Below are 14,563 nucleotides of genomic sequence, written 5' to 3'. Positions count from 1 at the left end.
CGGGCGGGAAGAAACCTGTGCCTGCAGGGTGGAGAGATGGGGTCTTTCCGTCAGTTGTGAAGAAGACAGCACAAGGATAGGCGCCCACGGGGCCGTGCCTTCCGGGGCCGTCGAGGGGCGCGGGGACGGGGGAATGGCATGGGACAGGAAGCGACGCGCGTCACGCGCATCGTGCTGCCGGACGGGACACCGGTCTGGGCCCGGATCTCGGGCGCGGCCGAGCTGCCGGCACCGGCCGGACAGCTGTCGTACAGCGACACCGGCTTCACCGAGCGGATCGAAGCGAGCGTGGAGAGCCTGAACGCGCTCGTGACCGGTGTCGCCCGCTCGCTGGCGGAACCGCTGCGCTCGGTGCGGCCGGACGAGGTGAGCGTCCAGTTCGGCATCGAGTTGACGGCCAAGGCAGGCAAGGTCGTGGGCCTCCTCGCCGACGGCGAGGCCAAGGCGGGCATCTCGGTCACCCTCACCTGGAACGGCGGCCCGCCGGATCCGTCCGCGCCCGACACGCGCGCCCCGGGTGGTGAGCCCCCCGACGCCACCGCGGACGCGTCCGCCCGCGCCCCGGAGCACGGCGGGAGCGGTGCCGCCGCTTCCGGGAGCGGGGCATGACGCAGGGACGCGCCCCCGGCGCACCGGGGGCCCGGGACGCGGCCCGCCGTGCGCTGCGTGGCCTCGTCATGGCGGCGACCGTTCGCATTCATCGGCCGGACGCCGGGTATGCCCTCGACGAACCCGGGACGTTCCTCGGCAGTGGCTACTTCGTCGCCCCGAGCTGGGTTCTGACCTGCGCACACGTGGCATGCGGCGGTGAGGGGGGCGAGGTCGTGGTGGTGTACGAGCCCGCACCGGGCCGCGGCATGTCCGCGGTCTCGGGCCACGTGGCGGCGGCCCTTCCCGAGGGCGCCGGATCCCTGCCCGGGAACTGGCCCGCCCCCGACCTCGCGCTCGTGCGGCTGAGCGAGCCCGTCGACCACGAGTGCGTGTACCTCTCCGAGCGCCCGGCGGCCTACTTCGGCGAGGGCCAGGTCCTGTACGCGGGCTGGACGGTGGTCGACGGACGGCTGAGGATGCTCGACGGCACCCTCACCGTGCAGGGCACGATCGGCGGCTGGAACGCGGACGTCCAGATGCGGCTGGGGGACAACGACCTCCCGTACGGCGTCTCCGGCGGCCCCGTGATCGATCCGGAGCGCGGCGAGGTCATCGGCGTACTGAAGTCGCGCTCCGACCACGCGCGCGGGGGCACCTCCACCGGGCTCGAACAACTGCGGACGCTGCCCGTGCCCGCCGGAGAGCTGAAGAGCGAACCCGACGACCTGTACCAGGCGGTGGTGCACGCCCACGACCGCTACCACCGCGACCGGCAGCGCCATCCGGACGCGCGCCGTCACACCTGGGCCGACGTGCAGGGCCAGCTCGGGGCCCGGCCCGGTCAGACGCTGAGCCCCGACGAGCGCGTCCAGTTGCTCGGACGGCTGGCGGACCTGCCGCCGCCGGCCAGCACCCGTTCCCTGCTGGACCTCCTCGAATCCCTTCAGGACTTCGAGGCACCGGCTCCGCTGCCCGCCCCGCGCGGCTGGCGCGACGGACTCGGTGCCCTGTACGAGTACGCGCGCGACGACGGCGCCCTCTACCTGGTGCTCGACTACGCGGTGCACGCCATGACCGCGGACCGCCCGTTCCTCGCGCCCAGTACGCCGGCCGCCGAGGAGGCCCTGTGGGCCGGCGTCTGGCAGGCCGCCCAGCGGCTCGGCCCCGGCCGCCGGAGCGCCCTCGTCGAACGGCGGATGGCCAGGATGACGGCGCGCCGGCTCGCCCCGGGCCCGGCCGCCGGGCCGCGTGGGGCGCCCGCCGGAGGTCCGCAAGGGCCTGCGGCCGGGCAGTCGTCCGTGCTGGTGGAGATCGTGCGGCGGGGCTGGGAGCCGGACCGCTGCGACTGGTCGGTCTTCGTCGTGCGCTCCGACGGGGAGGCGAACCGGCTCAAGGAGGTCCAGCGCGTCCCGCTGGCCGACCTCCCCACCCATCTGTCGGCACCCCTGAAGGAGGCGTTCCGGCAGTGCGACACGCCGGGCCGGCCGGCGGTGCTGCAGGTGGCGACGGAGCACTCGCTGCTGGCACTCGACGTGGACGAATGGCGGCTCGGCCCCGAGGACGAGCGACTCGGCACACAGCGCCCGGTCGTCCTGCGCTGCTCCGACCGCGACCAGCTGACCGAGAACGGCGAGAACCCGGAGTACGGCGGGAACCCGGAGCACGGCGGGAATCCCGAGTACGGCGAGAACTCCGGATACGGGGCGTACTCCGGACACGGCGCATCCCCCGGACCCGGACACGGCGCGTACGGCGAGCACGGTGAAGGCGGCGGAATCGGCCGGAGCCGTGGGAACGACGGAGGCGGCGTGCGGCCGGCGGCCGCTCCGGGCGGTGACCACCGCCTGGACATCGACGAGGAACGCAGAGCCCGCTGGCGCTGGCTGCACGCCCACCCGGTGACGGCCGCGGTCCTGGACTGCGACGACGGGCTGCGCAAACCGGTGCCGCCCGTCGAGGAGTTGCGGGGCCTGTCGCACGGCACGGTTCCGGTGCTGTGCCGCTTCGACGCGCACGGCGCCGAGGGCGACGCGGAGGGGCTCGCCCGGCTCGTGCGCGGCGGCTTCGGCGTGGCGCTGTGGCGCCGTGGGTACGGGCTGCCGGAGACGGTCTGCGGCGAGTTCCACCGCGGCACCCTGGACCAGATCGCGGGCCCGGCCGGAGCCCACCGACTGCCCGAGGCGGTGCGCGACCTGCGCCACAGACTGCGATCGGGCCGGCCGGAGACCTTCTGGGCGCACGGCATAGCGCTGCTGTACGACGACCCGCACCAGCCCCTGCCCGGAGCGGGCGATCTGCTGGAGGCACCTTGACCGCGGCCCGCGCGGGTCCGCGTGGACCGCGCGCCCTGGCGTTTCAACTCCCCCTGACGAGGCACCCCTTGAGCGATGTGCCTCTTACCAGTCCCGTTCAGGATCGATACCGTGATGGACGCCCCACGACGACAGCGCCCCCCGGACGAGTGACGACGAGGATTGGATCATGAGCGAATCCAGCGAGTGGCTCATCTACCGGGGCGCGGGCGAACCCCACGACGGCATCGACCGCCTTCCCGACCCGCCCCCGTGGCGGGACTTCACGAGCCGGGACGCGGCGGGTTCCGGCGACGGGTCCGAGGACCGCAGGCTCGGCGCCCACCGGCACCTGGCCGAGCTGCACCGGCCGGGCGCCGAGGAACTCGAGATGATCAACGCCGCGCTGTACCTGCGCCGGCCGCTCCTCGTCACCGGCAGCCCCGGCGCGGGCAAGAGCACCCTGGCCCACTCGGTGGCCTACGAACTGGGCCTGGGCAACGTGCTGCGCTGGTCCATCGTCAGCCGCTCCGAACTCCAGGACGGCCTCTACCACTACGACGCCATCGCCCGGCTGCAGGACGTGCAGATCGCCGCGCAGGCGGACAACGGCCCGGGGTCCGGGACGCCGGGCGCGGTCGACGGCATCGGCGGGTACATCCGGCTCGGTCCCCTCGGCACCGCGCTGCTGCCCTCCGACAAGCCGCGCGTCCTGCTCATCGACGAGCTGGACAAGAGCGACATCGACCTGCCCAACGACCTCCTGAACGTACTGGAGGAGGGCGAGTTCGCCATCCCCGAGCTGGAACGCGTCGCGGACCGGCTGCCGGACCGCACGGCCGAGGTGCTCACCGCGGACGGCGTGAAGGTGCCGGTGCGCGACGGCCGCGTGCGCTGCCGCGCCTTCCCGTTCGTGGTGCTCACCAGCAACGGCGAACGCGACTTCCCGGCCCCGCTGATGCGGCGCTGCATCCACCTGGAGCTGGGCCGCCCCGACCACCAGCGGCTCGCCACCTTCGTACGGGCCCACCTGGGCGACGAGGCGGCACGCGCGGGCGACGACCTCGTCACGCGGTTCCTGGAGCGGTCCCGCAGCGAGCTGCTGGCCACGGACCAGTTGCTCAACGCGATATACCTCACCGACGCCGCCGCCACGCCCAGCCGCGACCGCTTGGCCGACCTGCTCATCCAGCGGCTCGATCGCCCGAGGTGACGCGATGCCCGACGAGACGGCGCGCCACGGTCCCGGCCACCGCGGCACCCCCGGCACCCCCGGCGGCTCCGGCGGCTCCGGCGGCTCCGGCGGCGAGGGTTCCGAGGCAGGGCGCGCCGCCGTGCCCACCGACGACCCGCTCGCCCGACTCGTCCTGAGGCTGCGGGAGATCGGCCGGGATCCGGACGCCGAGCAGCTCTGCGACGCGCTCTGGCTGGCCCGGTGGATCCGCTCCGCCGACGCCACGGACGCTCCGCCCGCCCCGGACGCCCGCGTGGCGCCCGCGGTGGTCCGGCAGCCCGCCGGGCCCGTGTCACGGCCACCGGACCCGACCCGGCCGTCCGCGCCCGAGCCGCCCGCCGCTCCGGCCGCCCGCCGCGTGGCCCTCTATCCGCTGCCCCCGGCGACGGGCCCGGTGCGCACGGCGCCGACCCGGCCCGCGCACTGCCGGTGGGTGTGCCCGCCGCCCCCGTGCTGCCCGCGCCGCTCGAACTCCAGCGAGCCCTGCGCCCCTTGCAGGGGTACCGCAGCCCGGCCACGCCCCTGCGGTCCGAACTCGACGAGGTCGCCACCGCGGAGGTGAGCGCCCGGGCCGGCGGACTGATCCTGCCCGTCCGCCGGTACCTGTCCCGCCGGGACGCCCGGTTGCAACTGGTGCTGGACGCCTCCTCCTCGATGCGCGTGTGGGGCCGGCTGTTCGCCGAACTGGCCCAGATCTTCAGCCGGCTGGGAGCCTTCTCGGACGTCCAGGTCAGCCATCTGCACCAGGGGCCGGACGGGGGCCCGGCGGTCAGCCGCAGCGCCGACCCGTACGGTGCGCCGCTGCACGCCGCCGACCGGCTCAGCGATCCGACCGGACGCCGGATCGTCGTCCTGGTCAGCGACTGCGCAGGCCCGCTGTGGCACGGCGGCCACGCCCACCGGCTGCTCCACCACCTGTCCCGGCAGGGCCCCGTCGTCGTGCTCCAGCCGCTGCCGCAGCGGATGTGGAACCGCACCCGGCTGCCCGTCACCTTCGGTGGACTGTCGCGCGGCGACACCCTGGGCGGCGGCGCCGTGCTGCGGGTGCGCACGGCCTCCGGCGCCGCCGAGGCCCGCCGCGGTGCGCTGGCCGTCCCCGTGCTGCCGCCGGAGCCGGTGGCCCTCGGGTCGTGGGCACGGCTGCTGGCCGGTGCCGGTCCGGTGCCCGGCGCCGTGGGCTGGGTGCGTGCCGACCACCCGGCCGCCGCGGCCGCCCGCCCGGACCGCCGCCGCACACCGCTGGAGCGGGTCAGCCGGTTCAGCGCCGGGGCGTCCCCGGCCGCCGCGCGCCTGGCCGTCTACCTCGCGGCGACCCCGCTCTGCCTCCCGGTGATGCAGCTGGTCCAGCGGACGATGCTGCCCGGGTCCGGCCCGTCCGAACTCGCCGAGGTCCTGGTCGGCGGCCTGGTCACCCGGGCCCGCGCGGACCAGGGCGGCGACGGCTCCCAGTGGTACGACATCGACCCCGAGGTGCGCGAGGCCCTGCTGTCCCGGCTCGGGCGGGACGAGGCCATGCTGGTCCTCAAGCACTGCTCGGAGTACATCGAACAGCACTTCGGCAAGGGCGGACCCAACTTCCCGGCCCTCGCGCTGGCCCAGCTCGGCGACGGCGGCCCCGGACACCCGCACCCGCTGCCCTCCGGAGCCGAGCCCGGGTACCCGGGCGAGAACGGCGGCGACGCCGGGACCGTCCCGGTCCCGCAGCCCTTCGCGGAGGTCGCGGCCCGGATCCTGGAGCGGTTCATGCCGTTGCCCGAGCAGTTCGCGACGTACGACAGCCGCACCGGCCCGCAGGTCACCGCGGAGCGGCCCACGCACCGGGCGGTCGTCCGGGCGCGCGCCCTGCTCGCCCGGTTCGACGGCGAGGGCATGGTCCAGGACGTCATCGACGCCGTGCAGCTGCTGCGCGGCGCCACGGAGCAGGAACAGCCGCCCGGCGCCGACCCCGAGCTGTGGGGCGAGTACGCGCGCTGCACCCTGCGGCTGTGGGAGGTGCAGGGCGGTGCCGCGCTGCTGCGGCAGGCCACCCGGGCCGCCGAACGGGCCGCCGCGTCGCCGCACGCCCTGCGCGAGCGCGCCGTCCTCGCACGCGTACTGCACGCCGCCGCCACCGACGCGCGACGCCGCGGAGACCGGTCCGGCGCACTCGACCTGCTGCGGCGCGCCGACCGGGAGTACGCGGTCGCCTGCGCGGCACCCGGCCTGGACGAGGGGGAGGCGCTGCGGCTCACCCTGGAACGGGTCGCCTCCCTGGAGACCCAGTGGCGCCTGGGCGGCGACAGCGCCCTCCTGCAGAGTGCCGTCGGCATGCTGGAGGCGTTCGCCGACGCCTGGCCCGACCGCGGCGACCGCCCCTCGGAGCTGCTGCTGGCCCACGGCCGCACCCTGCTGCGCCTGTCGGAGGTGACGGCGGACCCGGTCCAGGTCCGGCTGTACGCGGAGCAGTCGGCGCGGTCGCTGCGCCGGGGGCTGGTGTCCGGCCCGGCACCGGACACCAACGAGTCCGTCCGTGACCGGGTCCGGGTGCTGATCGACCTCGTCGACGCGCTGCTGTCGGCGGGCGGACCACTGGACGAGGCCCAGGCCAGGACCGACGAGGCCCTCGGCCGGGTCCGCGAGCAGGGGCAGCGCGCGGCGCTGCTGGTCCGCGCCGGGCGGGTGGCCGTCGCACGCTACGCCGAGTCGGGGGAGCCGCCCGAACTGCACCGGGCCGCCGACCGGTTCGCACAGGCGGCGCACTGGATGTCCCGGGACGCGCCCGCGCACGCGGACGTGCTCGCCGAGTGGGGCGGCGTACTGCTCCGGCTGGCCACGCTGGAGCCCGCCGACCGGCGCCAGGACCAGCTGTCCCGCGCCATACGGGTGCTGCGGGACTGCCGGATGGAGACCCCGGCGGGCAGCCGGCGCGTCGCCCACCGGCTGCTGCTCCTCGGACAGGCGCTCATGGTCCGGTACCAGGCGCGCGGCGACCGGGTCGACCTCCGGGAGGCGGAGCATCTCTTCGGGCTCGCCGCGGCCGACGCGGATGACCCGTTGCTGGCGGCACGCTGCCGACTGGAGCTCGGGCAGGCCCAGTTCGAGGCGTTCCAGAGCCTGGGCCGCGCGGCGCGGCTGGACGTGGCGGTCGAGGCCTTCCGGGCGGCCGCCGAGTCGGCCCGCCGAGCCGAGGAGGAGGCCGAAACCGAGCGTCGGCGCCAAGAAGCCGTGGAGCTCGCCGCGCAGGCGCACCACTGGCGGGGTATGTCCTTCGAGGCGGCCGTGCGGCCCCGCGCGGCCCGGGAGGCCTACGCGGCGGCGCGGGCGCAGTGGGACCGGTTGCCGGACGACCGGCTGGCCACGGGGGAACCGACCGCACGGCAGACGGCACAGCGGCTCGCCGACCTGGAGTGAGGGCGGAACAGCGGAGCGGAGGAGAGGAACGGGGCATGGACATACGGGACGAGGCCGGGGCGGAGCAGGCGACTGCGGGCGCCGGGGAGCCACTGCCGGACCTGCTGGAACTGGACCTCGCACAGCTGGGCACCGTCGAACATCCGGTGCTGCGCGAGGTGCTGGGGGAACTGCGGGCGCGGGCCGCGGAGCCGAGTGAGATGCTGTGGGGCTTCGACAACTCCTTCTGACCGGCGGCCGCGGTCATCCGGGCGCATGAAGACATGTGAACAGGACAACTTTCGCGGCGCCGAGTTTCGGGCACCCGCCGCGCCGGGAATGCGGCTTCGTGCGGCACGGTGCCGTGGCGCCGACTCGCGGCGACGCCGGCGGACCGTCACGGCATGGGGGGTGCTGGAGTGTCGGAACAGGCCATGACCGATCCGGCCCCGGTCGTACCCGGTCGGCGGACCGGTACCGAAGGACCCTTTCCCTTTCGGCAGTTCATCGTCAAGATGCACGGCCGCTGCAATCTCGCGTGCACCTACTGCTACCTCTACGAAGGCCCCGACGGCAGTTGGCGCGACCGTCCCGCCGCCGCCTCCGCCGCCGTCCTGGACCGCACCGCCACCCGCATCGCCGAGCACGCCGACCGGCACGCGCTGCGCGACCTCGCCCTGGTTCTGCACGGGGGTGAACCGCTGCTCGCGGGGGCCGGCCCGCTCGCCGAGGTCACCGGGCGGGTGCGGGAGCTGGTTCCGCGAGGGTGTCAGGTCCACGCCACCGTGCAGACCAACGCCACCCTGCTGACCGAGGAACGCCTCGCCGTACTCGCCGACGCCGGCATCCGCGTCGGCATCAGCCTCGACGGAGGCACCGCCGCCCACAACCGACGGCGGGTGGACCACGCGGGCCGCCCGTCCTGGCCCGCCGCGGCACGGGGAGCCCGCCTGGTCGCCGAGCGCTTCCCCGAGTCGTACGCGGGGCTGCTGACCGTCGTCGACCCGACGCTGGACCCGGTCGAGACGTACGAGTCGCTGCTCGGCCTGCGCCCGCCCGCGCTGGACCTGCTGCTGCCGCACGGCAACTGGACCGCGCCGCCGCCGGGCCGGACCGGCGTCCGGTACGGCGACTGGCTGTGCGCCGTCTTCGACCGCTGGTGGGCCGCCGGGCGGCGGGAAGTCCGGGTACGGCTCTTCGAGGAGTGCGTGGCGCTCCTGCTGGGTCTGCCCGCGGCCACCGAGGCGCTGGGGCTCGCGCCGTTCGACGCGGTCGTGGTGGAGACCGACGGGTCGATCGAGCAGGTCGACTCCCTCAAGTCGGCGTATCCCGGCGCCGCGCGCACCGGCCTCGACGTGTTCCGCCACACCTTCGACGACGCGCTGCGGCACCCGGGTGTCGCCGCCCGGCAGGCCGGCCCCGCGTCGCTCGCGGGGGAGTGCCGGGCCTGCCCGCTGCTGCGGGTCTGCGGGGGCGGGCACTACGCGCACCGCTACCGCGCCGGGCACGGCTTCCGGAACCCGTCCGTGTACTGCGCGGACCTCCAGCGCTTCATCCGCCACGTGTCCTCGCGGCTCACCGCCGCGACGGGGGGACCGGCTCCGGGCGACCAGGTCGCGACCGGCCTACCGGAGAACGGTACGGTCGCGACCGGCCTGCCGGAGAACGGTACGGCCGCGACTGGCCCGCCGGAGAGCGGTGCGGCCGCGACGATCGGCCTGCCGCAGAGCAGTCCCTCCGCGAACGGTCTGCCCGCGAACGGTCCGGCGGCCACTGGCCCGTCCGCGACGGCCCCGGCCTCGTCCGGGCCGTCTGCCGTCGCCCCGGCGTCGGCCGGACCGTACGCCATCGGCCCGGCGTCGGCCGGTCCGATGGCGATCGGTCCAGCGCCGGCCGGTTCCGCCGCCACCGGCGGCCCGGCGCAATCCGGGCCGGCCTCGGCTGGTTCGTCGGCGACCGGCCTGGTGCCGGTTGGCCCGTCCGTCGCCGGTCCGGCGCCGGTCGGTCCGTCGGCCGCCGGACCGGCGCCGGCTGGTTCCTCCGCCGTCGGACCGGCGCCAGCCGGACCGGCGGTGGCCGCTCCAGCGCCCGCTCCAGCGCCCGCTGGGCCGGTGTCGGCCGGTTCGGGCGCCTCGGCCGGTCCCGCGTCGGCGGGCGCGGCCTCGGTGTGGCCGGTTGTCAGTGGTTCGGCTGCCGCCGGGACGGGCCCGGCCGGAGGGGGCGCTTCGTGATGTTTCCAGTCGTTCCCGAGCGGGCCCTTCTCGAACTCGCCCGGACCGAGGGTGGATCCGACACCCTGACGCTCCTCGTGCGGGACCAGGACACGCGACGGCTGCTCCTGCTGCGTGCGGTGCTCGACGCGGCCGAGGGGGCGGAGCGGTCCGTCTGCTCCGCCGCGCAGAAGGCGAGGCTGCGCGCGGACTGGGCACTGCTGACCGAGGCGGACCGGCTCCCGGCGCCGGGTGCGCCGACCTCGGAGCACCCGCCCGGCCGCGCGGCAACGCGCAGCGACCGCGAGGCCCTGCCCGGTGCGTGGAGTACCCAGGCCGCCGACACCCCGCCCGGTGCGCGGGGTACGAGCGCCGTGGCCGACGCCCCGCCCGGTGCGTGGGGTACCCGGGCCGCCGGCGAAACCCCGCCCCGTGCGTGGCCCAGCCGGGCGGGAGCCGGTGCGGCCCCGGCCGGTGGCGACGCGCGGTTCGCGAACCCGGCGCGCGCCCGCCTGTTCCATCCCCTCACCGGCCCCTGGGCGCGCTCCTGTCTGCGTGGCCTCGACGCCGCCCCGGGGCCGGCGGGCGGCGAGCGGGAGCGGCGGCTGCGGCGCGACCTCGCGCACTTCAGCGCGATCGCCGCGGTGGTCGCCGCCGGTGCCGGCATCCCGTTCAGCACCCGGCTCACCGCCCGCGCCGGAATCCTCGCCCTCCCCTCGCTCGGCGCCCTGCACACGGCCCGGTCCGGTGACGTACCCGTCGACGTCACCTGCACCGAAGGCCGGCTGGTCCTGCGCCAGGCCGACGCCCCCGACGTGACCGTCCACCTGGAGAGCGGCGTCGGCGCCTGGTCCGGCGCCCTCGCCTGGACGCCCGCCCACGCGCTCCCCGGCCTCACCCCGACGGCACCGCCCCTGCCGCTGGACGACCTCGACCCGTACCGCGAGCTGCCCGACGGCCCCGGCCACGGCGACCTGCGCACACCGCTCGCCCTCGACGACGCGGAACGCAAACGGTGGCTCCAGGCCTGGTCCGGCACGGCCCTCGCGCTCCGCGCGGGCGGTGCGCAACGCCTCGCCGAAGCGGGCGCGCTGCTGCGCTGCCTCGTCCCGCTGGAGACGCCGCCCGACGTCGGCACCGGCCGCGGAAGTTGCAGCGCCACCCGCCGGGAGGCGTTCGGCGCCCTCCTCAGCAGCACCCCGCCCGACCCCGTGACCCTCGCCGCCACCCTCGTCCACGAGTTGCAGCACGCCAAGCTCGCCGCCCTCAGCGACCTGGTGACCCTGCACCGAGCGGGTCCCGCGGCGCGGTACTTCGCCCCCTGGCGCGCCGATCCCCGGCCCTACGACGGCCTGCTCCAGGGCACGTACTCGCACCTCGCGCTGGCCGCGTTCCACCAGCGCCGGGCACTCGTCGGCGGGCTGCCGGACCGGGACTGGGCGTGGGCCCAGCACGCGCGCTACCGCGCCCAGGTCGGGGCCGCCCTGCCCGCCCTCGTCGGCTCGCCCGACCTCACCGTGCGGGGACGCCGGTTCGTCGACGAGATGGCCGCCACCCACGAACGGATGGCGGAACACCCCGCGCCCAGGGGCCACGTCGCACGCGCGCAGGCGTACGTGGCCGCCGCGCGCACACTGTGGACCCGGCGTCACGCCTCCGCGCTCCCGCCCTCTAACGGATGAATGCCCACGCGCGGCGGCCGGGTACGGAAAGATCGTCCGTACAGGGGGTGTTGCCGTCGGTCGGCGGACTTACGCGCGACGCTCCGGGGTCCTAGGATTTTGCGGTACTACGTGCTGGAGGCCACTGCATGTCTGGAGCTCGCAAGCCGGTCGAGACGGCCGAGAGGGGGACCGCCAGGCAGACGGTCACGATCCACTTCGCGGGCTTCAACCGCGCCTGGGCGGCCTGGATCGGGGACCGGCTGGAGCGGCGTGGCGTACGGGTGGTGCCCCTGCGCTGGGACTCCCCGGCCGACGTCCCGCTGGTGGACCTGCTGCGCGACCTGACGCTCGCCGAGGGCCGGGTCCTCATCATCGTCAGCGAGTGGTACTTCCAGCTCGGACCGCGTACCCACGAGGAGTGGAACGCGGCCCTGCGTGAGATCGTCGCCCCCGACCCCTCCCGGTTCGCGGCCGTGTCGGTCACCACGGCGGCGGTCCCGGCCGCCGCGGCCGTACTGGCACCGGTCGCCCTGACCAACATGGGCGCCGAGGAGGCGGAGCGCCGCCTGCTGGACCGGCTCGACCTGCCGTCCGAGGCGCTCGCCGAGACCTCGGTGGAGTCCCGGCGCGCGCCGCGGTTCCCGGCGGCGATGCCGGACGTGTGGGGGGTGGTGCCGCGGCGCAACACCCGCTTCACCGGCCGCGAGCCGCTGTTCAACGAGGCCTACCACCTGCTCCAGAGCGCCGAGTCAGGCGCCGGCGTGCTGACCCTGCACGGCATGTCCGGGGTGGGCAAGACCCAGTTCGCCGCCGAGTACGCACACCGTTTCGGGTCCGAGTACGACGTGGTCTGGTGGGTGAACGCGGAGAAGCGCGTCACCTACCGGCGGCAACTGGCCGAGCTGGCCCCGAAACTGAACCTGCGGACCGGTCAGGAGTACGGCGAGCGGCTGCGCGCCGTACGCGACGCGCTCCGTCGCGGGGAGCCCTACTCGAGGTGGTTGCTGGTCCTCGACGGGGCGGACGAGCCGGACCAGATCTGGGACCTGCTGCCGACCGGCCCCGGACACGTCATCGTCACCTCGCGCAACCCCGAGTGGAGCGAGCACAACAGCAAGCTGCTCGAAGTCCGGGTCTATCCCCGCGACGAGTCGGTGGCGTTCATCCGCCGCCGCGCCCCCCGCCTGTCGGAGGCGGACGCCGACCAACTGGCCGAGGCGCTGGGCGACCTGCCGCTGCTGCTCGACCAGACGGCGGGCTGGCTGAACGACTCCGACCTGTCGGTCGACGAGTACATCGCCCTGCTGGAGGGCGGTATCGACAGCGATGTGGTGAAGGTGTCGGCGGACTTCCCGCTGGCCTTCCAGACCGCCTGGTCGATACTGCTGAACAAACTCCGGGAGACCGTCCCGGAGTCCGTCGACCTCCTGCGCCTGTGCACCTTCTTCGCGCCGGGGTTCATCCCCGTACGACTGCTTAAGGAAATGCCCGTCGACGAGCTGCCCGAGCAGCTCGCCGGACTGCTCAACGACCCGCTGCTGTGGAACAAGGCGATCAACCAGCTGCGCACCTACTCGGTGGTCCGGCTGGAGTCCCACGAGGCGTCCCTCGACGAACCGGTGTCCGCCGGGGAATCGCTCTACCTGCACCGCATGGTCCACCAGATCGTGCACAAGGACATGCCGGACGCCGACCGGAGCGAGTTCATCGACGTCGTGCGGCGGGCCCTCGCCGCGGCCGATCCGGGCCGGCCGACCGAAACCCGGCTGTGGCCGGGCTACGCGGAGATCGTGCCGCACCTGAAGTACGCGGACGTCCTCAAGAGCAAGGACACGAAGGTCCAGCGCATGGTCCTGAACTGCCTGCGCTACATGTACTTCTCCGGCGAGTACCGGGCCGGCATCAAGCTCGGCGAGCGGGCCCTCACCGCCTGGCGCCGCCTGCTCGGTCCGACCCACGCGCGGATCTGGGAGCTGACCTACCACTACACCAACCTGCTGCGCGCCATGGGCGACTACGCGCGCACCGAGGCCCTCAGCCGCGACGCGGTCGAGCACCTCAGGGAGGAACGCGGACCGCAGGACCTCGACCACCTGCGCGCCGCCGCGGGCCTGGGCGGCGACCTGCGCGGCCTGGCCCGCTACGACGAGGCCCTGGAACTCTCCCAGTGGGTCCTGGCGGCCTACCGCGAACTCCTCGGCGACCAGGACTCCAGGACCCTGAACGCGCAGAACAACCTGGGTGTCTCCCTGCGCCTGCTCGGCCGCTACGAGGAGACGCTGGAGACCGACCGCAGCACCATGGAGGCGCGTCGCCAACTGCTGCGCGCCCGCCATCCGTGGGCGCTCAGCTCCGAGATCACGTACGCCATCGACCTTCGCCTGCTGGGCCGCTACGCCGACGCCGAGTCCCTCCAGGCGAAGAACGTGCGCGAGAACCGCATCGTGATGGGCCCGGACAACCCGCAGACCCTCAAGGCCGAGTACAACCTGGCGCTGTGCCGGTACCGCCTCGGCGAGCGGGCACCTGGCGGCGAGGAGCCGGGGACGATGCTGAGCAGTGTTCTGGAGCGCGGAGAACGTGTACTGGGCGAGACACATCCGCTCACGCTGATCTTCGCGACCGGCCAGAGCTGCTACGCCCGCGAACACGGCGACATCGACCAGGCCCGCGAGCTCAGCGAGGCAGTCGTCGCCCGTTACGAGATGATGCTTCCCGCCGGGCACCCGTTCATCGCCGGGGCCCGCGCCAACCAGGCACTGATCCTGCGCAACGTCGGCGAACGCGAGCACGGCCACGTCCTCGTCGAACAGGCGCTGGCCGAGATGACACAGGCGGTCGGCGAGAGCCACCCCTGGACAATCGGCTGCGCCCTGAACGCCTCCGCGCTGCGGAACCTGGTGGGCGACACCGAGGGGGCCGCGGAACTCAGCCGGGACACGGCGGCGCGGGCCATCGAGTCGCTCGGGCGGACGCATCCGCTCACGCTGTCGACCCGTATCGCGTACGCGGCGGACCTGCGCGGCCTGCGGGACCGCCGGCAGGCGGAGAAGGTCGAGCAGGAGGCACTGTCCGACCTCGACGCGACGCTGGGCAGCAAGCACACGCACACCGTCTCCGCCCGTTCCCGCAACCGTCCGTACTGGGACTTCGAGCCCCAGACCACCTGACGGCGCGAAGGACGGGGCCGGTCGGTCACGTTCG

The 14,563-nt window shown here is 74.9% G+C and carries 7 protein-coding genes and 1 pseudogene; all 8 read left to right on the top strand.

The features are described from left to right. The first annotated feature begins 138 nt into the window (after positions 1-138). The 8 genes and pseudogenes from Sru02f_RS31565 (at position 139) to fxsT (ending at position 14,529) form a co-directional block, all read left to right on the top strand. Positions 139-609, top strand: a complete 471-nt coding sequence (locus Sru02f_RS31565; RefSeq protein ID WP_109033378.1) for a CU044_2847 family protein — start codon at positions 139-141, stop codon at positions 607-609. Then, a complete protein-coding gene (locus Sru02f_RS31560; RefSeq protein WP_373103630.1) occupies positions 606-2,903 on the top strand; it encodes a VMAP-C domain-containing protein in 2,298 nt (765 codons plus the stop codon). Before Sru02f_RS31565 ends, Sru02f_RS31560 begins: the two co-directional genes overlap by 4 nt. A gap of 169 nt (positions 2,904-3,072) precedes the next feature. Continuing rightward, entirely contained in the window at positions 3,073-4,095 is a 1,023-nt protein-coding gene (locus tag Sru02f_RS31555) for an AAA family ATPase (protein ID WP_109033380.1), read from the top strand. A gap of 222 nt (positions 4,096-4,317) precedes the next feature. After that, positions 4,318-7,506, top strand: a complete 3,189-nt coding sequence (locus tag Sru02f_RS31550) for an SAV_2336 N-terminal domain-related protein (protein ID WP_373103628.1) — start codon at positions 4,318-4,320, stop codon at positions 7,504-7,506. A gap of 35 nt (positions 7,507-7,541) precedes the next feature. Continuing rightward, positions 7,542-7,736: an FxSxx-COOH cyclophane-containing RiPP peptide gene (fxsA, locus tag Sru02f_RS31545; protein WP_003973697.1), complete on the top strand. Its 195-nt coding sequence runs from the start codon at positions 7,542-7,544 to the stop codon at positions 7,734-7,736. A gap of 183 nt (positions 7,737-7,919) precedes the next feature. Continuing rightward, positions 7,920-9,089: pseudogene (locus tag Sru02f_RS31540) on the top strand (FxsB family cyclophane-forming radical SAM/SPASM peptide maturase); the annotation flags it as partial. A 626-nt stretch (positions 9,090-9,715) separates the two neighbouring features. Continuing rightward, entirely contained in the window at positions 9,716-11,377 is a 1,662-nt protein-coding gene (locus Sru02f_RS31535) for an aKG-HExxH-type peptide beta-hydroxylase (protein WP_109033382.1), read from the top strand. A 128-nt stretch (positions 11,378-11,505) separates the two neighbouring features. Then, on the top strand, positions 11,506-14,529 hold the full coding sequence (fxsT, locus tag Sru02f_RS31530) for an FxSxx-COOH system tetratricopeptide repeat protein (protein ID WP_109033383.1): 3,024 nt from the start codon (positions 11,506-11,508) through the stop codon (positions 14,527-14,529). The last annotated feature ends 34 nt before the right edge of the window (positions 14,530-14,563 follow it).

This window comes from Streptomyces rubrogriseus (assembly GCF_027947575.1).
GTDB lineage: Bacteria > Actinomycetota > Actinomycetes > Streptomycetales > Streptomycetaceae > Streptomyces > Streptomyces rubrogriseus.
The sequence above is the reverse complement of the archived record's forward strand: the minus strand, read 5'-3'. Positions and strand labels throughout refer to the sequence as shown.

Excerpts from the sequence above, each read along its gene's own strand:
- Sru02f_RS31565 (WP_109033378.1), top strand. The coding sequence starts at position 139 with ATGGGACAGGAAGCGACGCGCGTCACGCGCATCGTGCTGCCGGACGGG.
- Sru02f_RS31560 (WP_373103630.1), top strand. The coding sequence starts at position 606 with ATGACGCAGGGACGCGCCCCCGGCGCACCGGGGGCCCGGGACGCGGCC.
- Sru02f_RS31555 (WP_109033380.1), top strand. The coding sequence starts at position 3,073 with ATGAGCGAATCCAGCGAGTGGCTCATCTACCGGGGCGCGGGCGAACCC.
- fxsA (WP_003973697.1), top strand. The coding sequence starts at position 7,542 with ATGGACATACGGGACGAGGCCGGGGCGGAGCAGGCGACTGCGGGCGCC.
- Sru02f_RS31535 (WP_109033382.1), top strand. The coding sequence starts at position 9,716 with ATGTTTCCAGTCGTTCCCGAGCGGGCCCTTCTCGAACTCGCCCGGACC.
- fxsT (WP_109033383.1), top strand. The coding sequence starts at position 11,506 with ATGTCTGGAGCTCGCAAGCCGGTCGAGACGGCCGAGAGGGGGACCGCC.